The organism is Bacteroides sp. AM10-21B (assembly GCF_003472565.1).
In the GTDB taxonomy this organism is placed as follows: domain Bacteria; phylum Bacteroidota; class Bacteroidia; order Bacteroidales; family Bacteroidaceae; genus Bacteroides; species Bacteroides propionicigenes.
Genome location: NZ_QRME01000014.1, coordinates 17882 through 38562, shown reverse-complemented (window position 1 = coordinate 38562; position 20681 = coordinate 17882). Strand labels below are relative to the sequence as shown.

The 20681-nt window shown below is 36.1% G+C and carries 21 protein-coding genes; all 21 read left to right on the top strand.

Going from position 1 to position 20681, the window contains the following annotated elements; translation table 11 throughout:
- The first annotated feature begins 56 nt into the window (after window positions 1-56).
- The 21 genes from rfbH to DW121_RS15255 all read left to right on the top strand — a co-directional run bounded on the left by rfbH (window position 57) and on the right by DW121_RS15255 (window position 20680).
- Entirely contained in the window at window positions 57-1391 is a 1335-nt protein-coding gene (rfbH, locus tag DW121_RS15355) for a lipopolysaccharide biosynthesis protein RfbH (RefSeq protein ID WP_117711899.1), read from the top strand.
- Window positions 1388-2167, top strand: coding sequence for a glucose-1-phosphate cytidylyltransferase (gene rfbF, locus DW121_RS15350; RefSeq protein WP_117711897.1), 780 nt, complete (start codon window positions 1388-1390; stop codon window positions 2165-2167). Before rfbH ends, rfbF begins: the two co-directional genes overlap by 4 nt.
- Before the next feature lie 82 nt (window positions 2168-2249).
- Window positions 2250-2501, top strand: coding sequence for a hypothetical protein (locus DW121_RS15345; protein WP_233514898.1), 252 nt, complete (start codon window positions 2250-2252; stop codon window positions 2499-2501).
- Entirely contained in the window at window positions 2489-2788 is a 300-nt protein-coding gene (locus DW121_RS15340; protein ID WP_117711894.1) for a type II toxin-antitoxin system RelE/ParE family toxin, read from the top strand. The genes DW121_RS15345 and DW121_RS15340 overlap by 13 nt, the downstream gene beginning before the upstream one ends.
- A 30-nt stretch (window positions 2789-2818) precedes the next feature.
- The gene (gene rfbG / locus DW121_RS15335; protein WP_118324453.1) at window positions 2819-3895 is read left to right on the top strand and encodes a CDP-glucose 4,6-dehydratase; all 1077 of its coding nucleotides are present in this window, start codon (window positions 2819-2821) and stop codon (window positions 3893-3895) included.
- Entirely contained in the window at window positions 3892-4833 is a 942-nt protein-coding gene (locus tag DW121_RS15330) for an NAD-dependent epimerase/dehydratase family protein (RefSeq protein ID WP_118324451.1), read from the top strand. Before rfbG ends, DW121_RS15330 begins: the two co-directional genes overlap by 4 nt.
- Window positions 4833-5738 carry an NAD-dependent epimerase/dehydratase family protein gene (locus DW121_RS15325; RefSeq protein WP_118324449.1) on the top strand — a complete coding sequence of 302 codons (906 nt, stop codon included), beginning with the start codon at window positions 4833-4835 and terminating at the stop codon, window positions 5736-5738. Before DW121_RS15330 ends, DW121_RS15325 begins: the two co-directional genes overlap by 1 nt.
- Window positions 5735-6748 (top strand): GDP-mannose 4,6-dehydratase, encoded by a 1014-nt coding sequence (locus tag DW121_RS15320; RefSeq protein ID WP_118324446.1) that lies wholly within the window; start codon window positions 5735-5737, stop codon window positions 6746-6748. Before DW121_RS15325 ends, DW121_RS15320 begins: the two co-directional genes overlap by 4 nt.
- A 7-nt stretch (window positions 6749-6755) precedes the next feature.
- Window positions 6756-7958, top strand: coding sequence for a glycosyltransferase family 61 protein (locus DW121_RS15315; protein WP_118324443.1), 1203 nt, complete (start codon window positions 6756-6758; stop codon window positions 7956-7958).
- Window positions 7959-7963: 5 nt separating this feature from the next.
- Complete coding sequence (locus DW121_RS15310) at window positions 7964-9400, top strand: lipopolysaccharide biosynthesis protein (RefSeq protein WP_118324441.1); 1437 nt, start codon at window positions 7964-7966, stop codon at window positions 9398-9400.
- Between the two features lie 248 nt (window positions 9401-9648).
- The gene (locus tag DW121_RS15305; protein WP_233555831.1) at window positions 9649-11229 is read left to right on the top strand and encodes a Coenzyme F420 hydrogenase/dehydrogenase, beta subunit C-terminal domain; all 1581 of its coding nucleotides are present in this window, start codon (window positions 9649-9651) and stop codon (window positions 11227-11229) included.
- A 20-nt stretch (window positions 11230-11249) separates the two neighbouring features.
- The gene (locus tag DW121_RS15300) at window positions 11250-12977 is read left to right on the top strand and encodes an HAD-IIIC family phosphatase (RefSeq protein WP_118324436.1); all 1728 of its coding nucleotides are present in this window, start codon (window positions 11250-11252) and stop codon (window positions 12975-12977) included.
- The gene (locus DW121_RS15295) at window positions 12974-13432 is read left to right on the top strand and encodes an acyltransferase family protein (protein ID WP_118324433.1); all 459 of its coding nucleotides are present in this window, start codon (window positions 12974-12976) and stop codon (window positions 13430-13432) included. Before DW121_RS15300 ends, DW121_RS15295 begins: the two co-directional genes overlap by 4 nt.
- On the top strand, window positions 13417-13974 hold the full coding sequence (locus DW121_RS15960) for an acyltransferase family protein (protein WP_118324431.1): 558 nt from the start codon (window positions 13417-13419) through the stop codon (window positions 13972-13974). Before DW121_RS15295 ends, DW121_RS15960 begins: the two co-directional genes overlap by 16 nt.
- 13 nt (window positions 13975-13987) lie before the next feature.
- Window positions 13988-14227, top strand: coding sequence for an acyl carrier protein (locus DW121_RS15285; RefSeq protein ID WP_118324428.1), 240 nt, complete (start codon window positions 13988-13990; stop codon window positions 14225-14227).
- Window positions 14228-14230: 3 nt separating this feature from the next.
- On the top strand, window positions 14231-15124 hold the full coding sequence (locus DW121_RS15280; protein ID WP_233555830.1) for an aldo/keto reductase family protein: 894 nt from the start codon (window positions 14231-14233) through the stop codon (window positions 15122-15124).
- Entirely contained in the window at window positions 15121-16035 is a 915-nt protein-coding gene (locus DW121_RS15275) for a hypothetical protein (protein ID WP_118324425.1), read from the top strand. Before DW121_RS15280 ends, DW121_RS15275 begins: the two co-directional genes overlap by 4 nt.
- 226 nt (window positions 16036-16261) lie before the next feature.
- Window positions 16262-17395, top strand: coding sequence for a polysaccharide pyruvyl transferase family protein (locus DW121_RS15270; RefSeq protein ID WP_118324423.1), 1134 nt, complete (start codon window positions 16262-16264; stop codon window positions 17393-17395).
- Window positions 17396-17413: 18 nt separating this feature from the next.
- Window positions 17414-18151, top strand: coding sequence for a glycosyltransferase family 32 protein (locus DW121_RS15265; protein WP_118324421.1), 738 nt, complete (start codon window positions 17414-17416; stop codon window positions 18149-18151).
- Window positions 18152-18168: 17 nt separating this feature from the next.
- Complete coding sequence (locus DW121_RS15260; protein ID WP_118324419.1) at window positions 18169-19470, top strand: hypothetical protein; 1302 nt, start codon at window positions 18169-18171, stop codon at window positions 19468-19470.
- Window positions 19433-20680, top strand: a complete 1248-nt coding sequence (locus DW121_RS15255) for a glycosyltransferase (protein ID WP_118324417.1) — start codon at window positions 19433-19435, stop codon at window positions 20678-20680. Before DW121_RS15260 ends, DW121_RS15255 begins: the two co-directional genes overlap by 38 nt.
- The last annotated feature ends 1 nt before the right edge of the window (window position 20681 follow it).

Here is a 20681-nt window from a genome sequence, read left to right as displayed (position 1 = left end):
ATAGGGCTGAATCTGTGGTGGGATTATTTGAGAGATAAAAAATAAAAGTCATATTTATGAATAGAAAAGACGAACTTAAACAACAAATTCTGGCTTTGACCAAAGAATATTATGCTGAAGTTCATGGGCACAAAAAGCCTTTTGACGCCGGCAAGAGTTTTGTGAATTATGGCGGTCGTTATTACGACCATGCCGAACTGGTCAATTTAGTTGATTCTTCCCTTGACTTTTGGCTGACTGCCGGACCATGGGCTCATAAATTTGAGAAGCGCTTTGCATCATGGCTGGGAGTTAAATACTGTTCTTTGACAAATTCAGGTTCTTCCGCCAATTTGTTGGCTTTTTCAGCACTGACATCGCCTTTGTTGGGTGAGCGGCAAATCAAGCGTGGTGATGAAGTGATTACCGTTGCTTGCGGCTTTCCTACTACTGTCACCCCCTGCATTCAGTATGGAGCTGTCCCGGTTTTTGTAGATGTCACTATTCCCGAATATAATATTGATGTGAGACAGTTGGAAGCCGCTTATTCCGAGAGAACAAAGGCGGTTATGATAGCCCACTCTTTGGGCAACCCCTTTAATCTGGCGGCTGTAAAGGCTTTTTGCGACAAGCATAACCTTTGGCTGGTAGAGGACAACTGCGATGCTTTAGGTTCTACTTATACAATCAATGGGGAAGAGAGAAAAACCGGTACGATCGGAGATATCGGTACCAGCAGTTTTTATCCTCCTCATCACATGACTATGGGAGAAGGCGGTGCTGTCTATACAAACAATCTCCAATTGCATAAGATTGTGAATTCATTCCGCGACTGGGGGCGCGACTGTTGGTGTGTAGGGGGTGTGGACAATACTTGCGGTTGCCGTTTTACCAAACAATTCGGTGAGCTTCCTTTGGGTTACGATCATAAATATGTCTATTCCCATTTCGGTTATAATTTGAAAGTGACTGATATGCAGGCTGCCATCGGTTGTGCGCAGCTGGATAAACTGGATGGAATTGTTGCAGCCCGCCGGAAGAATTTTTCTTATTTGAAACAAGGGCTTGAAGGTACTCGGGGTCTGATTCTTCCCGAAGCGCAGAAGAATTCAAATCCCAGCTGGTTCGGCTTTCTGCTTTCGGTAAAAGCAGATGCGGGATTCACCCGTAACGAGTTGTCCCAACATCTGGAAAACAAGAAGATACAGACCCGCAATCTCTTTGCCGGTAATTTGCTGAAACATCCGGCTTTTGACGGGATGCGTCGCTCCGGTGAGGGATTCCGTGTTGTCGGTAATTTGGACGGTACAGACTTTATCATGAACAACACACTCTGGATAGGTGTCTATCCGGGTATGACTCATGATATGCTTGATTATATGATAACCACTATTAAGGATTTTGTGAAATGAAAGCGGTAATACTTGCCGGTGGTCTCGGTACACGTCTGAGTGAAGCCACCAATCTGATTCCCAAGCCGATGGTAGAGATTGGCGGGAAACCTATCCTTTGGCATATCATGAAAACTTACAGCCATTATGGCATCACTGAATTTGTAATCTGTTGTGGCTACAAACAGTATGTCATTAAAGAATATTTTGCCAATTATTTCCGGCATAACAGTGACATGACTGTAGATTTGTCGAACAATACAACTACTATTCTTGACAATCATTCCGAGAATTGGAAAGTAACCATGGTAGATACCGGGCTGAACACCCAGACGGGCGGACGCATCAAGCGGGTTCAGAAATACATCGGCAATGAACGCTTTTTGCTGACCTATGGCGATGGCGTGACGGATTTGAATATTGCTGACACTCTTGCCGTACATGAGGCATCGGGGGCCGCTCTTTCGTTGACAGCCTATAAACCGGGAGGTAAATTCGGTGCTTTGCAGATAGATCTGAATACCGATAAGGTACTTTCTTTCCAGGAAAAGCCCGACGGCGACCGCAATTGGATTAATGCCGGTTATTTTGTCTGCGAACCGGAAGTGTTCGGTTACATACCGGATAATGACGATACATCCATATTCGAGCGCACCCCTCTGGAGCGGATAGCCAAAGACGGCAATATGCACGCCTATCGTCACACTGGTTTCTGGAAACCGATGGACACACTCCGTGACAATACGGAGTTGAATGAAATGTGGGATAAGGGGCAGGCTCCATGGAAAGTTTGGTAATGAACAGATGAAAATTCTTAAAACATTTGTCGGTTACAGATAAAATGTATTCCTTTGCTATATCTAAACGAGGAGAATACCCATGAAAGTTTCAGAACCTGCAGTTGCATACAATACCCCCTATCTTCAAGGTTTGAAGAACAGGCTGATTGCTTCCATCGATAGTACTACCGATGAAGGGAAGTTGCAGGAATGTCTTGAACTCCTGCACGAAGACACTATGCCTTGTTGCTTTACAGAAGAAGAATTGGACGAAGAAATCAGATTGTCTGAAGCAAGCGGCTTTGCTACTGACGAAGAAGTAGCAGCTATGTTTGCAAAATGGAAAATTTGAAGATAAAGTGGTATAAGCGTTCTCAGGACCAGTTTGATAAGATTGCTACATGGTATTCTTGTAATATGGGTGCTAAGGCTGCAATACATTTCTCCGAGGATGTTAGTAAAACTGCAGAAACTTTATCCCATTCTCCGCAAATAGGAATTTTAGAAGAAAGACGTAGTACTGACAAGATGAAGTATTACAGTATTTTGGTACATCCCAAATATCGTATTATCTATCGTTATACAAAAACGACTCTTTATATAGTAGCCTTTCATGCTACTATGATGAAATATAATTAATCATCCTATTGTAATTTATTCCATTCATTCATGATAGACATTTTCAATGCCTTCTATCATGGAAAGCGCGTACTTGTCACCGGTCATACCGGTTTCAAGGGAAGCTGGCTTTCCATTTGGCTACACGAGCTTGGCGCCGAGGTCATCGGTGTCGCACAAGACCCATTTACGGAACGTGATAACTTTGTGCTTTCCGGCATCGGAAGGAAAATCAAGGCGGATATCCGTGCTGATATCCGTGACGGTGAACGGATGAAAGAAATCTTCCGCCAATACCAGCCCGAAATAGTTTTCCATCTGGCAGCCCAGCCATTAGTACGCCTTAGTTATGACATTCCCGTCGAAACCTATCAGACTAATGTTATGGGGACTATTAATATTCTCGAAGCTATCCGTGCTACAGACAGTGTAAAGGTGGGCGTGATGATAACCACTGACAAGTGCTACGAGAATAAGGAACAAATCTGGGGCTATCGTGAGAACGAGCCTATGGGTGGTTACGACCCTTATTCTTCTTCAAAAGGAGCGGCGGAAATTGCCATCGCTTCGTGGCGCAGAAGTTTCTTCAACCCTGAAGAGTACAGGAAGCACGGCAAGAGTATTGCCAGTGTAAGAGCCGGGAATGTAATAGGCGGTGGCGACTGGGCACTGGATCGTATTATCCCGGATTGTATCAAGTCTTTGGAAGCAGGCAAGCCGATAGAAATTCGCAGCCCCCAGGCAATTCGTCCCTGGCAGCATGTTCTGGAGCCTCTCAGCGGTTATATGCTTCTTGCACAGAAGATGTGGGACGAGCCTACGAAATATTGTGAAGGTTGGAACTTCGGACCACGTACGGAAAGTATTTCTACGGTTTGGGATGTGGCTGCTAAAGTTGCCAAAAACTATGGCAGTGGTGAGCTGAAAGATATTTCAGCTTCTGATGCGTTGCATGAGGCGAAGTTGTTGATGTTGGATATCAGTAAGGCGAAGTTCCGGTTGGGATGGGAGCCGAGGATGAATATTGAGCAATGCATGAAGTTGGTGGTAGACTGGTATAGGAAATATCAGTCCGAAGAAGTGTATCGGCTGTGTGTGGATGAAATAAATCAATATTTGGAAAAATGAAACATTCATGTATCATTACCGGTGCTACTGGTTATATAGGTTCGCATTTGGTGAAATATTTATTAGAACAAGGGTGGGAAGTTCGTATTATATCACAGCCGGAATTTGGCTATGCCAATATTGAAGATGTAAAAGATAAAATTCATATTTTTGAATATGATCATGATATTAATTCTTTGATAAATTATTTCAGGTCTGTCAATGCGGAGGTTATTTTTCATCTGGCGGCAGCAGTCATAACAGACTATAAGCCGGAGCAGGTTCCTATTTTGCTCCAGAGCAATATTCAGTTTGGAACAGAGATACTGGAAGCGATGAAATACAGTTCGACTCGTTTATTTGTAAATACCGGTTCATATTGGCAGAATTATAATTCGGATATTTATAATCCTGTAGATTTGTATGCGGCAACCAAAGAGGCCTTTGAAAAGATACTTCAATATTATGTCGATGCCCATTCGTTTCGTGCTGTCACTCTACGTTTGTTTGACGTGTATGGTGAAGATGACAGACGCCCGAAGCTGTTAAACTTGTTGAAAGAAATAGCAGGTACAGGTAGAAGTATGGATGTGTCTCCTGGTGGTCAATACCTTGATATGGTACATATTTCGGATGTTTGTTCCGCTTATCTAAAAGCTTTTGAATATCTTGTTACAAATAACGATATATCCAATGGAATTTATGGAGTGTATACTGGTAACCGATTGACCTTGAAACAAATTGTGACAGAATTTGAGAAAGTGATGGATAAGAAAATTAATGTAAACTGGGGTAGCAGACCATATAAGAAAAGAGAAGTAATGAACCCTACTGCCGTTTACTCTCAATTACCCAATTGGCATCCTTCTGTAAAGTTGTTTAACGGTTTAGCTTTATTTAACAATTCGGGGGGGGTAATTTGTAAGTATTTATATTCTAACTTAAACCTTGCTGCCTGATGAAAAAAGAAACTCTTTATCTGATAGGCGGTAGCGGTTTTATAGGAAAGAATCTGGTACGTTGTTTGTCACCTTTTTATGATATTACTGTATTCGACAAATATATAGATATACAATTCTTCAATAATTATCCCCAAGTGCAAACTTGTAAGTTGGATCTTGTTGCAGCCAAAGTTTCGGCTGACTATTTTGTACCGGACTTTATAATCAATTTAGCATCAATTGTAACAGCGGAGAGAGATTTATCTTTGTTTGATAGTCTTATATCTTCCAATCTGAAGATTCTTCTGAACTTGTTTGATCGCTTTAGAAATAATGAAAGATTAAAGCTGTTTATACAATTTGGAAGTTCCGAAGAATATGGTTCTGAAAACTCTCCCTTCAAAGAAGAAAACCGGGAAAGTCCCAATTCTCCTTATGCTTTAGTGAAGCAATTGACAACGAATACAACGATAATGCTTCATCGTAATTATGGTTTTCCTGCCATGGTGGTTCGTCCGGGCAATCTTTTTGGTCCAGGACAGAATAAGGGTAAATTCATACCTTACGTAATAGAGCAATTGAAAAGAGGGGAACCATTGAAAGTTTCTCCATGTGAACAGAAACGTGATTTTATTTATGTGGATGACTTTGCGGAGGCTATCTATGGGCTATTGGATAATTCGGAAAAGTGTGTGGGAGAAATTGTGAATGTAAGTAGTGGGAGTAGCGTCTCGCTAAAAGAAATTATAGAATTCTATAAAACTGAGCTGCATTCCACTTCTGAAATCCACTATGGGGCTTTGCCTTATCGTGAGAATGAAGCGATGGATTTGAGGTGTGATATAGGGAAATTGAATAGTATCATTAGCATGACTAAACTGAAAGAATATTTATTGGATAATTTGAAAAAACAGAAAATATGAGATATTTAATAACTGGAGGCTGTGGTTTTGTAGGCAGCAACTTGGCTGCTGAAGTATTAAAACGCGGAGAAGAATTGTTTATTCTCGACAATTTATTCCGCCATGGAAGTAGTGAGAATCTAACTTGGTTACGTTCCTTGGGAGAATTTAAATATTATCCCTATGATACACGCAATATAAATGACGTGGAGACAGTCGTAAGAGCAGTAAAGCCTGACTATATTTTTCATTTGGCAGGACAAGTCGCTATGACAACATCCATAGACAATCCTCGTCTTGATTTTGAGACGAATGCTATCGGTACATTCAATGTGCTTGATTCAGTCCGCAAATATTCACCTGATACGGTAATATTATATTCCTCTACTAATAAAGTGTATGGTGATTTTGAATATTTGTCTTTCAGGGAAAATGACACCCGATATGTATGTGAAGAATATCCCTATGGTTTCCCAGAGACAATATCCTTGGATTTTCATTCACCTTATGGCTGTTCCAAAGGATGTGCTGACCAGTATCTGCTTGATTTTAACCGTATTTATGGTCTAAAAACAATCGTCTTTCGCCATTCTTCAATGTATGGTAATAATCAGCATGCCACCTATGATCAAGGATGGATTGGCTGGTTCTGCCAAAAAGCTTTGGAGATAAAAAACGGAATATTGAAGGAACCTTTTACAATATCCGGTACAGGGAAACAAGTACGAGATGTACTTCACGGTGAGGATATCGTAAATTTATACTTTTCTGCAAAGGACGTAGAGAAAGCGTACGGGCAAGTGTTTAATATCGGCGGTGGAATAGATAATAGCTTATCGTTATTGGAGTTGTTTAGGTTACTTGAGCAAAAATTAGACATTAAAATGCCATATACTCAATTGCCATGGCGAGAAAGTGACCAAAAAGTGTTTGTGGCTGATATTAATAAGGTGAAAAGAGTAGTTAATTGGAAGCCTAATATTGTAGCTAATGAGGGAATTAATAGAATGTTAGATTGGTTGCAATTATAAAAAATAAATGAAATTAGTAATAAAGCTATACCACCTATCACCAAGATGGGTGCAAAAGACTTGGCATTCTTTAAAAAAAAGAATCCTAAGATTAATTTCTCCTACATATCTAATAATAAAAAATCCTACAGATGTTCTTGAAAAAGTTTATAAAGTAAAGGATGACACATGGGAGAATTCTTACTATCCTGAATGTTATGGACATTGTAAAGAACAACACTTGTCTGTGTTTTCACCAGAAGAATTTATTTTTAAAGAAAAGAATGCTGTAATTAGTGTTGAGTCTGATGTTGTTATCACCTCAAAAGGAGTATATTGGGATAAATATAATGATGAAGAATTTTTAACTTGGGCTATCCCTTGTGATCAGAATGTTATATGGTATGATAAAAATTATATTGGAATAATTAAATATAGAAAAAGGTATGTGATATCGGGATTATGCTTGTCTCTAATTGGGGTATGGTCTTCTCACTGGGGACATTGTATGTATCAATTCTTGCCGAAACTTTTTACAGCAGGTGAGGCGGGGTTGCTAAATCAACCTATTACAATTATTATTGCAGAAACAGAAGATGCTGCAATAATGGAAATGGTTCATAATTATATATCTAACTATGGACAAGTAAAAATCTTATATGCAAAAAGCAATACTGATTATATTTGTGAAGAACTACTCTTTATGCCAACATCAGGTTCTAATTTTAATTCACCAAAGTTTAGGTTAGATTATCCATATTATATATCTCATCATGTTTTGGAGAAAACAAAACGCTATGTAATAGATCCACTTATAGAAAAGATAAAAGATAATCCGACTAAATATGAAAAGATTTTTCTGTCAAGAAGAGGACTTAGAACATTGGTTAACTACGATGAAGTCTATGATTATTTTAAAAGTTTGGGCTATAAAGAAATAGAAGGTTCTACACTTACGTTAGAAGAAAAAGCAGATATTTTTTATCATGCAAAGGAGATTGTAGGTTTATATGGTTCGGCATTTCTTAATCTTATGTTCTGTAATCAAGCTAAGAGTATAGTCTTGATTAATTACAAAATGTCAACAGATACGAGTTTATACTTGCAGATTAGAGACTATGTGCAAAGTCTTATAAATGTGACAGGACAAGATGACTCTGATGACTATCATACTAATTACTATATATCTTTAGAAAAGATAAAAAAGGTTTATCAGGAGTATATGAACTAATAATTATGGATGGACTCAAACAAAGGGCGATTAAAGGCGTTACTTGGAATGCAATCCAGTCATTAACAAACAAGAGTATTTCCTTTTTGTTTTTGATATTTATGGCGAGATTGCTGCTGCCTGCTGATTATGGTATGGTCGGTATGCTTGCAGTATTTATTGCCTTGGCGGATGCATTTGTTAATTGTGGGTTTGGACAGGCCATCATAAGAAAGCAAGACCGAACTCAAACAGATGAATCTACCGTCTATTATTTCAGTATAACAGCCAGTTTGATATGTTATGCGATTATTTATATCATTGCTCCATTTGTAGGCGATTTCTATAATATGCCGGAACTGAGCCCTTTATTACGATTTTTGGGATTAAAAATCGTAATAAGTTCATTATCCTCAATGCATGTGTTGAGGTATTCCATAGAGTTGAACTTCAAAAAACCGTCCATTGTTAAAGTATGCAGTAATATCCTTTCTGGTATCATTGGACTGTATTTGGCCTTTTCGGGTTATGGAGTATGGGCTTTGGCTATACAGCAAGTATTAATGGCTTTATTCTCCACCATATTGTATATCATAATATCGAATTGGCAGCCTATATGGGTATTTTCTTGGAGTTCATTTAGAGAAATGTTTTCTTTCGGTTCTAGGCTTCTTGGTGCCAATCTTCTTAATATTCTCTATGCTAATATGTCGGCTATATTTATTGGTAAGGCGTATTCTTCGGCAGATTTGGGTTTGTATTCTAAAGGGCAAGAGATGGCATCATATCCTAGCGATATTCTTTATGGCATTGTTTCGGCCGTCTCGTATCCATTGTTGTGTACAATGCAGACTGACAAAAATAAGATGTCAATGTCTTATAGGCAAATCATAAAAATTATCAGCTTCATTATATTTCCAGTAATGACAATTGTCTGTGTCTTGTCGCAACCTATCATCATCACTCTGTTTGGAGAAAAGTGGGCATCATCCTATATATATTTGGCATTATTGTGTTATCCTTATATGTTGGTGCCAATATGTACAGCAAATTTTAGTATTCTGCAAGTTGTAGGCAGATCGGATCTTGTGCTAAAACTTGAGATTATTACTAAAATGATGGGGGTTATTATGTTGATAATAACTTTACCTATTAGTGTCACTGCCATGTGCTGGGGTACAATCGTTAATGTTACATTATGTGTGTGCATAAATACGTATTATACTTCAAGATTTGTAAATGTAACACAAAAACAGCAGTTATTCGATTTAATAAAGCCTTTTATATCTTGTATAGCTATTGGTGCAATAATATATGTTGTTACTCTGATTATAGATAATAATCTTATTAAACTTGTCATAGGTGTTCCATTGGGATTAATACTATATGCTGGATGGTCAGCATTAATTGGCTCCCCTGAATTTAAGATGTGTTTAGATGTTGTCAAACAAAGGCATAAGTAATTTCTTTTATCATGATACATATAACAAATAAAATAGATTGTTGTGGTTGTAATGCTTGTGGAGATATATGTCCGCATGATGCTATCATATTTAGGACGGATCATGAGGGATTTTCATATCCAGAGGTGAAATCTTCATGTTGTGTTAATTGTGGATTGTGTGATAAAGTATGTCCGGTCATTCATTCAAACGAACTCAAAAGGAATGACTATAGGATTCCTATCTGTTATGCTGCACAATGCAAAAATTTGGAATCGCTATTTAACAGTACATCTGGAAGTGCTTTTGCAACACTCGCAGAGAAAATGTACAAGGAGGGGGGGTACGTCGGTGGAGCCATATTTAAAGAAGACTATTCTGTAACTCAGTTTATTTCATCTGATAAAGTTGATCTTGAAAAGATACGTAATTCTAAATATGCCCAAAGTGACTCTAGTGGGTTCTACATTGCGGTACGAACTTTGCTGAATGAGGGTAATAAAGTTCTTGTTTGTGGAATTCCTTGCCAAATGGCAGCTTTACGCTCTTTTCTAAAAAAGGATTATGATAATCTCGTCATTGTCGATTTGATATGTTTAGGTATTAACTCCCCAAAGATTCTGAAAAAATATTTGGAGTCACTTGAAACTAAGCACAATAGTAAAATTGTATATTACAAAGCAAAAAATAAGGAATTAGGGTGGCGGCAATTAACCACTAAGGTTGTGTTTGCTAATGGCGATGTAGAGTATGATAAGAAAGATACCAATCCATTTACACATGGATTTATTAGTACCCACGCATTTTCTCGTCCGTCATGTTATGAATGCAAGTTTAAAGGTAATCCGAGAATCTCAGATATCACCATTGGTGATTTATGGGGCGCAGAGAATATTGTAAGTGATGAATTTGATCACGACCTTGGTACTTCTGTTATTATGATTAATTCCGAAAAGGGAATGAAATATTACAAAAGTGTAAAATCCGCATTTAGAGAAACGGAGATTAGTTACGATGTGGTTCTTAGAGGAAATCCAGCCTTGGTTTCATCACTTTCAAAGCCTCGTTTAGATCGCGAACTATTTTATAATGATCTTGATAAACTTTCATTTGAGATGTTTGCGAAAAAATATATACAGGTTCCCGCAGAGAGATCTTTAACATTCAAATGTAAGGTGAAAAATATAGCAAAATTTGGATATAATATAGCAAAAGCATCAGGTTTTAATCCTTGTACATGGTGGAAAAACATATATTATAATTTCTTTTGCAGGAGTGTCAAAGCGAATATTTTAAAAGGGCAGTGTATAGTTATTCACAAGTATTGTATTCTTTCTATTTCAAGAAAAGCAAATGTTATATTGGAGGGCTTTTTGAATTTTGGTCACAAACGGATCAGAGGTTCAAAATTGGAGTCTAGATTGCTTGTTGAATCTGGAGCAATGCTCTTATCTAAAGGTGGGTCAATCGCATACGGAGCTGATATTGAAGTATTTAAAAATTCAAAACTTGAATTAGGAAAGGATATTGCACTAAATATGCAGGTCACAATAATTTGTGGCGAGCATATAACTTTGAGTGATAATGTATGTTTTGGAAGGAATGTTACAGTTCGTGACAATAATGGTGGTCACTTCATGTCTCGCAGAATCTATAAGGATAGGCGTCCTGTTTCAATTGGTCAACACTCTTGGATTTGTGAGCAGGCTATTGTCATGCCAGGGGCGAAGATCGGTGTCGGCGTTGTTGTAGGAGCGCGCTCTATGGTGAGTGGTAAACTGGCAAACTTTACCTTAGCAACAGGGGCACCTGCTGAAGTTGTTGATGAAAATATCTTTTGGAAAGCATAATCTCGAAATATTATAGAAGAATGATAGAATTTAAGCAACTCAAGCGTAACCTCAAACATGATATTAGCGCTCTACCATCCATAAAAGTATCTCTTCTTGGTGATACTGCCACTCAGTTCCTTGCAACAGCTATTCGTGGTGAAGGTATAGAGAGAGGTTATAACATTGACCTTTTTGAGGCAGAGTACAATCAAATAGAACGTCAGGTATTTGATCCGATGAGCGATTTTTATGCTCATGGTGCCAAGTACACTGTGATATTTCAATCTACCCATAAGTTGTTGGAGAAATACAGTCTTATGTCTGCTTCTGATTGGAACTCATTGGCTGCGGAACGCCTTGCTTTTATCCGAACTATATGTGAAAATGTGAGTGGCAAGATTGTCTACTATAACTATCCTGAAATTGACGATTCTATTTTTGGTTCGTATGCCAACAAGGTGGAGGGATCATTTACCTATCAAGTACGTAAGATTAACTACGAATTGATGAAACTTTCACAGGAATATCCTAATCTCTTCATTTGTGATATTGCGGGTATCCAGAACAAGTTTGGCCGTAACTTCATGTTCGACTCTACCGTCTATATTAGTACAGAGATGATTCTATCCGTTGATGTTCTCCCATATGTGGCTTCACGTACTTTGGACATTATCACAAGTCTTGAAGGAAAATTTAAAAAATGCCTTATTCTTGATCTTGATAATACTGTTTGGGGAGGGGTGGTTGGTGATGATGGATGGGAAAATATTCAGCTAGGACACGGATTGGGTATAGGTAAGGCATTTACTGAATTTCAAGAGTGGGTAAAAAAACTAAAAAATCGTGGTATCATTATCTGTATCTGTTCAAAAAATGACGAGGTCAAGGCCAAGGAACCATTTGAAAAGAACCCTGAGATGATTTTGAAACTGAGTGATATAAGTGTTTTTGTTGCTAACTGGGATAATAAGGTGGACAATATCCGCATTATTCAGAGCATACTGAACATAGGTTTTGATTCTATCGTCTTTTTGGATGATAATCCTTTCGAACGCAATATGGTTCGTGAAAATCTTCCTGAAATAACTGTTCCCGAGCTTCCAATAGATCCAGGTGAATACCTCGAATACCTTTATACTCACAATCTTTTTGAAACAGCATCTTATAGTTTGGCAGACAAGGATCGTACAAAGCAGTATCAAGTGGAGGCTCAACGTGTAGTAACATCTAAGAAATTCACTAACGAGCGTGATTTCTTGGAGTCACTTGAGATGGTGTCTGAAGTAACGGGCTTCAATCCTTTCAATACCCCACGTATTGCCCAACTTTCACAGAGAAGTAACCAGTTCAACCTGCGTACTGTTCGATATACTGAAGATCAGATTATCGCCATCCAGAATAATCCAAAACAAAAAGGTTTTGCTTTCACACTTGCGGATAAGTTTGGTGACAATGGTTTGATTGCTGTGGTGATTATGCAGGAGACAGAATCTAAAACTTTATTTATTGACACGTGGTTTATGTCCTGTCGTGTACTTAAACGAGGCATGGAGGATTTTATTCTTAACACTCTTGTCTCTTGGGCGATGGAAAATGGGTACAAGAAAATTATTGGTGAGTATCTTCCAACATTGAAGAATAATATGGTGGCAGAACACTATACAAGATTAGGGTTTACTAAAATAGAAGACTGTAAGAGTGCTCAATGGATACTTAATGTTGATGATTATACAAACAGAGAGTGTTATATACAATATAAAAGATGAGAGAAGGACGAACTTTGTATTTTGATTTTCTTAAAGGTATTGCAATTTTAATGGTAATTGCTATTCATACATCTGTATTTCAGAAAGTAGACAATCTTGAATCTTTTTTGCATACGGTGGTTAGAGAGACTTGTAATGTAGCAGTCCCCTTATTTCTTACTATTTCAGGATATTTTATCGGCAAAAAAGCAATATTAAAAGGATATACACATGTTGAATTCCTTAGTAAGCAATTGCCCAGAGTATATATTCCTTTGCTCATATGGTCTTGCCCAATGATAATAATTTGGATTGTTAAGGGACATAATGTTTTTTTATCTGTTACTAAAGGAATGTTATGTATGGCGCATGGACCATATTATTTCATAGCTTTAATAATTCAACTGTATTTATTAACACCTATCTTTATTTTTATCCGTGATAAATATTATTTATCTGGATGGGTATTTTTTTGATAATCAATATGTTATCTGTTGAGTGCTTAATCTTCAGCAGTGCCATGTCTAATCTGCCATTTGTCTTTGCTGTTAGTCCTTTTTCTCATTGGATGATATTTTACTATACTGGATTATGTTTTTCAAAGAACTCTCGAAATTATAGAGTAATGTATCCATTTTTAATTTTCATCTTGGGATTTGCATTGCAAATATATAGCACATTATACCTTCAAAGTATTGGTTATAATGGTACAGGAGTAAAAGTTAGTGCTTGGATATATGCTTGGGGACTGATTGTATTTTTATTCTCAAGAAGAATGGAAAATTTGATAAATAGAAAAAATATAATATATCATGTAATTGTCCAAATTGGATTTAGATCCTTTGGAATATATTTGGTTCATGTATATGTTCTTGCACTTATTAAAATGTGTATTCCCTTTGTAAATGAATCATGGTTGTTATACTGGATATTATCTTCATTGGTAACTATTAGTTTCGTTTCCATTGTAGGTAAATTCTTGTCTTATAAATTAAATAGAATTTTTGGCTTAATATAAAAACATCAATAATATGGAAAAAAATGAAATCCTAAATACGTTGCAGAATATATTTCGTGATGTCTTCGACAATGAAGATATTGAAATAACTGTAGATACCGTCGCAGAAGATATTGAAGAGTGGGACAGTTTGTCACATATCCAACTAATCAAAGAGATGGAAAAAATGTTCGGAATAAAGCTCACAGCACGTGAGATTATGTCTTGGGATAATGTTGGCGAGATAATAAATTCTATTCATTCAAAACTGTAATTTATGATGCTTACTAACAAAAGAGGACACATAATACCAATGGTGGGACTTGGCACCTTCCCCTTCCAAGGAAGGACTATGGCTGATATGATACTTAATGCATCTTCTGTGGGATATAGGCTCTTTGATACGGCTGATGATTATAGAGGCGAATCAGGTATCGGAATGGCAGTTTCAGAACTTTATACGATTGGATTAAGTCGCGAGGATATTTTTCTACAAACTAAAATTTCTGATAATAATGCATGTGAGAACGAGCCTTTGAAAGGAATGTTTTTTAATCCTAACAGTAAGTTTATGAAACGGCATACTGTAGAAAATATAGTACGTGAAAAGGTGGAGAACTCGTTGCGCGAGATGAATACAGACTACCTTGATTCATTATTGATTCATTATCCGTTTCCTGGATATATAGTAGATATTTGGAGAACAATGATTCAATTAAAGAATGAGGGTTTAGTCAGATATATTGGAGTTTCAAATTTTCACGAAAAGCATATGGAGGAACTCATAAAAGATACTGGAGTATATCCTGAAATCAACGAATGCTATACAAGTCCAATAGGTAGTAAAAAAGGTCTGGTTGATTACTGTAATCTGCATAATTGTTTATTTATGACTTATTCACCACTTATGGACGTTGCAGCAGGTCGGATTTCTATTGAAAGACTACGTCCTCTCATGATTAAATATAACAAAAGTCTTGCTCAGATTGTATTACGGTGGAACTTAGATAGAGGATGTTTCCCATTGCCAAAGACAAAAAATCCTATGCGCTTAAAAGAAAACTTTGATATTTTCGATTTTTCCTTGACGGTTGATGAGATGGATCTGATATCATCTCTAAATTATGATTATCAATATATTGTTGAATCCAAAACATGTCCAGGATTATGAGTTTAAAACAAAAAATCAAATTGGTGATTAATGGTATTATTAAAAGAGGGTACTGGTTTGACAATATTGCATTTCAAGATTGCCGAAAATTCTACAGATATAATACATTTAACACAAAGGTCGTTAATTTAGGATCTACGTCTGCTGTGGCGGCTTTTAATTATGAGGGTCTCGAAATACAATCGGCAAACTGGGCAATGAGTAGGAATCCTCTCTCAGGAGATTTAGCTATTCTTAAAAACTATTGTAGTTTTCTTGCTCCTCGGGATAGTTGTGTGTTAATTCCATTATGTCCTTTTAGCGCTTTGGCAGGTGGTTACAAATACTTGGATGATCGATATTATCCAATTCTTTATCCTACCATGATACCAAACTATTCATATATCCATGACGTACAGGTCCGAAGAAGATGGAATGAACCAATGTGGACTTACCCAATTTATGCTCCTTTTCTTGATTTATATAAATTTGTGTTCAAGAATAAAGAAAAAAAAATGTCGGAAAAGGGGATGGAGGAAGATGCTGCCATCAAGATTAACAGTTGGTGTTCTGAGTTCTCATTAAAAGATCTGTCTTCTACGTTTTCTTTAGTAAATATGGATGCGATATCTGATGCAGTAGATACTTTAAATCAGATTATATCTTTTTGTATAGAACATAACAGCAAACCTGTTATCGTAGTTCCTCCTGTATATGATTCTTTAGCTAAATTCTTCACTCCAGAAGTAAAGAATCGCCTTATTTATTTATTGGTGGATAGTATTGATGATAGAAGTGTTAAGATTTTAGATTATTTGGTAAATGAAGAATTTTCAAAAAACAAATCTCTATTTAAGGATAGTTTCTTACTAAATAGAAAGGGCTCAAAGATGTTTACTAGAAGAATATTAAAAGATCTTTGCATAATATAGAATGCTAATGTCTAAAAGTGTCGTGTAGGGAAAATAGATAAGGCGAAGAACTCTCGTTTGGCGAATCTATAGATAAGTTTTGCTTTAGATATATGACAAGAAATCAGAATCGTTATGAGTGCTTATCTTATTCATCTCTGTGATGAGTAGGAGCGAGCAACTGATGTCTCATATTGATGAGCTATTTGCAATACAAAAGTTGTAAATTTATCAAAACGAATAAAAAATGAAAATAGGTGTTTTAACGTTTTGTTCAACAGAAGATAATTATGGACAAGTTCTCCAGTGCTATGCTTTACAGTTTTATTTAAATAGCATGGGACATGAAACTTATTTGATAAAATATGATGCTTCAAGAAATGGAAAAGATTTATTGTGGTTTTTGTCATTACCTTATAAGATTCTTAGAAGGGTGTTATCTATAGTTCTTAACAAGAAAGACTATAAAATTTGGCAAGAATTTAAGGAATTTGAAAAACTTGCCAGTGAAGAGAACAGAAAACATCCTAGATGTTTTTCTAAATTTAAAGAACAATATATAAAGTCTTTACCGTTAATTTATAATAAGAAAGAATTATATCATACTCCTCCTAATTTTGATATTTATATTGTTGGGAGTGACCAAGTATGGGGTGGGATAAATCCTGTCTATTTCTTAGACTGGGCACCTAAAGGAAGAAAATGTATAGCCTATGCACCGTCGTTTGGTGGATTTCAGCTGTCTAAAACTAATTCAAAAATATTGAAATCTTATCTTTCTAAATTTGATGTTGTTACTGTTCGAGAAAAATCTGGGGTCGATATTTGTAAGCTATTGGGAAGAGGGGATGTGCAATTGGTTCTTGATCCTACTTTTTTGCTCTCCAAGGACGATTATAGATTACTATATAAGTCTACACGGACAAAACCAGTCAATGATTATATTTTTTTATATCTATTAGGAAATAAAATAGATTTTGATGTTAAAGACGTCTTTGAATGGGCTGCAAGATATAATTTAGAAGTAAAATATGTTTCAAGTCAAGGAAGAGTAGATAGCTTTAAAAAAGAATATCCTACAATAGAAGACTGGATTCAGTTAATAGAGAATGCTAAATATGTTATAACTAATTCTTTCCATGGTATGGTATTTAGTATTATAATGAATACTCCTTTTATAGTTGTTCCTTTAGCTGGTTCGTTTGTGCGCATGAATGAAAGAATTTATGATATTCTATCTCTGTTGAAACTAAAATCTCGCATTTATAAAGATAACTTGGATATTCTACTGTCGGAAATTGATTTTTCCTCTGTAAACACACTATTGAATGATAAACGTGAGGAAATAGCTTTAAATTTTAAAGATTGGTTTAAAAATTAATTGCATAAATGTAATTGTATGATACCTAAAATAATTCATTATTGTTGGTTTGGAAGAAAGCCGCTTCCGCCACTAGCTATAAAGTGTATTGAGTCATGGAAAAAGTATCTGCCCGACTATACGATAAAAGAGTGGAATGAAGATAATTTTGATGTAAATATTGTCCCTTATACTCGTGAAGCTTACGAGATGGGGAAATATGCCTTTGTGAGCGACTATGCCCGCTTTTATATTTTGTATCATCATGGAGGACTGTACTTCGACACGGATGTGGAGGTGATACGACCGATGGATGACCTTGTGGAACGTGGAGCGTTTATGGGGTGTGAAAATGAAGCGAAGCCCGGAGCGACTGCGTTAGCTGTCGCTCCGGGGCTTGGCCTGGGATGTAATCCGGGGCTTGGCCTGTATGCGGAAATCTTGGGGTTATATAGTGGATTGCACTTTAAGTGTGTTGATGGGGGATTAAATCTGAAAACAGTAGTGGAATATACGACCGATTTACTTGTTAATAAAGGACTCCAGGACATATCCACAGCGCAATATATTGGTGGAATCTGGATATACCCCAAAGAATTCTTCTCGCCTAAATCATATCATACCGGCGAAATCAATATTACTTCAAATACATATTCTATTCATCATTTTGCAGGTACATGGCTACCTAAATCTATAAAATTTAAATTGAAAATTAGAAAAATATTGGGAGAGAAATTCTATATTTTTTTGAAACGTTTAAAGGGCGTTTATAAATAAATCTGCTGAATATTATAATGTTAAGCCTTAATAAGTATAAATTGGCCTATCGGTTACTGATTGGTTATATTTATGTTATGCTATTTGCCGGTGTTGTGTTTAAATACATAGGTATTCCGAATGAATTAGGTTTTATATTATTAGCGGCTTTTGATGTATTACCTCTGATAATGTGGGCTTTATCTAATCCATCTTTTAGAATTAATACGAAAGAAATATTTGTGGACACATTACGATTTTGGGTTTTGTGTATATGCATATTTGCGTTGTTGTTGTTAAGTAATGTTAGGCACAATGGTAGCATAGGAGGGTGTTTGACTCATTATGGAGCTTTAGTCCGTTATATTCCTTTGGCCTGTAGCGTTGTTTCTATAAATAAAAGTATTAACATAAATGATGCTATTATTAAACATTTAAAAATTGTAACAATTGTATTACTTCTTATTGGGTATATATGTATTGCACTAGGTGAGAAAGCAGAGATTCTTTTACCTATATTGCCAGAAACTGCTACAGGATTGAGAGAAACACAAAATGGGAGTTATGCTGGTATTTTTGCTAATACGGTTGACTTTGCATTTGTTTTACTCATATTGTATACAATATTTGTCTACAGAGCCAGATCCCGAATATTATTATTGACAATATTGTTTTTTTTCCCAGTTTTTAAAACAGGTTCGGCCACTGCAACTGTTGCATTTGTGATTATAGCTTTTTTTAAACTAACTCAAAATAATCATATCATTAGATGGATTTTTATGTTCATTATTGTGTTAATATTAGGATTTTTGGTAATTCAATATTGGTGGGTTGTTGATGAAATCATTGAGAATACAAAATTGAGTCGGTTAGGAATGTTGACTTTGACAGGACCGGATTTTATTTCAGAATTTAGTCTTGATACTTTTTGGGGAGTGGGTTGCGATGGTTATGTCGTCCTTGATAAAGTAAATAGTTATCAAGATACAGTTTTAATGTTGGCTGCTTCGGAGGATGGTGATATTAGTGCTCTCGGTGATGTTTATTGGATTGCTTTGTTGGTGTATCATGGCATTGTTGGTTTGATGCTTATAATTTACATATACTATAATCTATTCAAAGCTACAATAAATAAAAGATATTCTGATTCAAAGTTTGACTACAGCCGTATTGTAAAATGGTTATTTTTTTTGATTGTATTTATTTCATTCGCTAATCAAATTATAGTGGTCAAAACCTTTGCAGTTTTCTTTTGGATTTTTCTTGCTATTGTATACAATAAGAAAGTTACTACTCAAACTAATGAAAATACTACAAATCAACAATTACAATTATCTTAAAGGTGGTTCCGAGAAAGTATATCAAGTAACAATAGATTTACTTAAGGCGAACGGTCATCAAGTGAGATACTTCAGTATTGCAGATCCAAGAAATGAAGAATTATGTGAAGGATGTGCTGTGAGTATTCAGAAATGGAGTGATGCAAAAGGACTTAGAGGAAAGCTGATAGGTGTTCGCAATTTTATATTTAATCGACAAGTTGCCCGGCAATTAGATTCTTTTTTGCGAGAATTCCATCCGGATGTGGCACATTTGCATATTTTCTATGGCAACTTAAGTAATGCTATAGTGGATGTATTGCGGAAGCATCATATTCCTATGGTACAAAGTGTACATGAATTTAGGCTATTGTGCCCTGTGTATACCTGCTTGGACTCTCATCTTGAGATTTGTGAAAAATGCGCAAAGGAGACTTTGAAACTTTCATGTGTATTGAAGAGATGTGTCAAAAACAACTTATTGATGAGTATAATTGCCGCTATGGAGTGTTCTGTGCGAGATGTTTTTTATAGTTATCAGAAAAATATTTCAGCTTTTATAATGGTCAGTCGTTTCATAGAGAATAAGCATATAGATTATTTTCCACAGATTGCTTCAAAATGTCATCAGATATATAATTCGATAGATGTAGATTATTATGAAAAATATGTTATTCCTACATACAGTAAAAAACGATATTATTTGTATCTAGGACGACTTTCTTATGAAAAAGGCATTAAAACTTTGATTAATGTTTTTAAAACAAAGTCGCATTTACATTTGAAAATAGCGGGAACTGGAGTAGCAGAAGACGAACTGAAGAAATATGTACGAGAGCTTGGTCTTTCAAATGTTGAGTTTCTTGGTTTCGTTTCTGGAGAAAAACTTCTGAATATAGTTTCCGCAGCTTACTTCACAATGATTCCGTCTGAATGGTACGAAAATAATCCTTTGTCTGTGATAGAGTCATTGGCGCTTGGCACACCAGTAATAGGGAGTGATATTGGTGGTATCCCGGAATTAATTGTTGAGGGTAAAAATGGTTTTTTACATAAACCTAAAGATGAGCAATCTTTAAATGAAGCATTACAGTGTGCAGAAGGTTTAAGCAAAGAAGAATATGAATTGTTTTGCACCTTTTCTGTTGATATGGCTAGAGAATTTTTTGATAACAGAGTATATTATCAAAAATTAATAAAATTGTACGAACAGATAACGCAGAGGAGTTAAT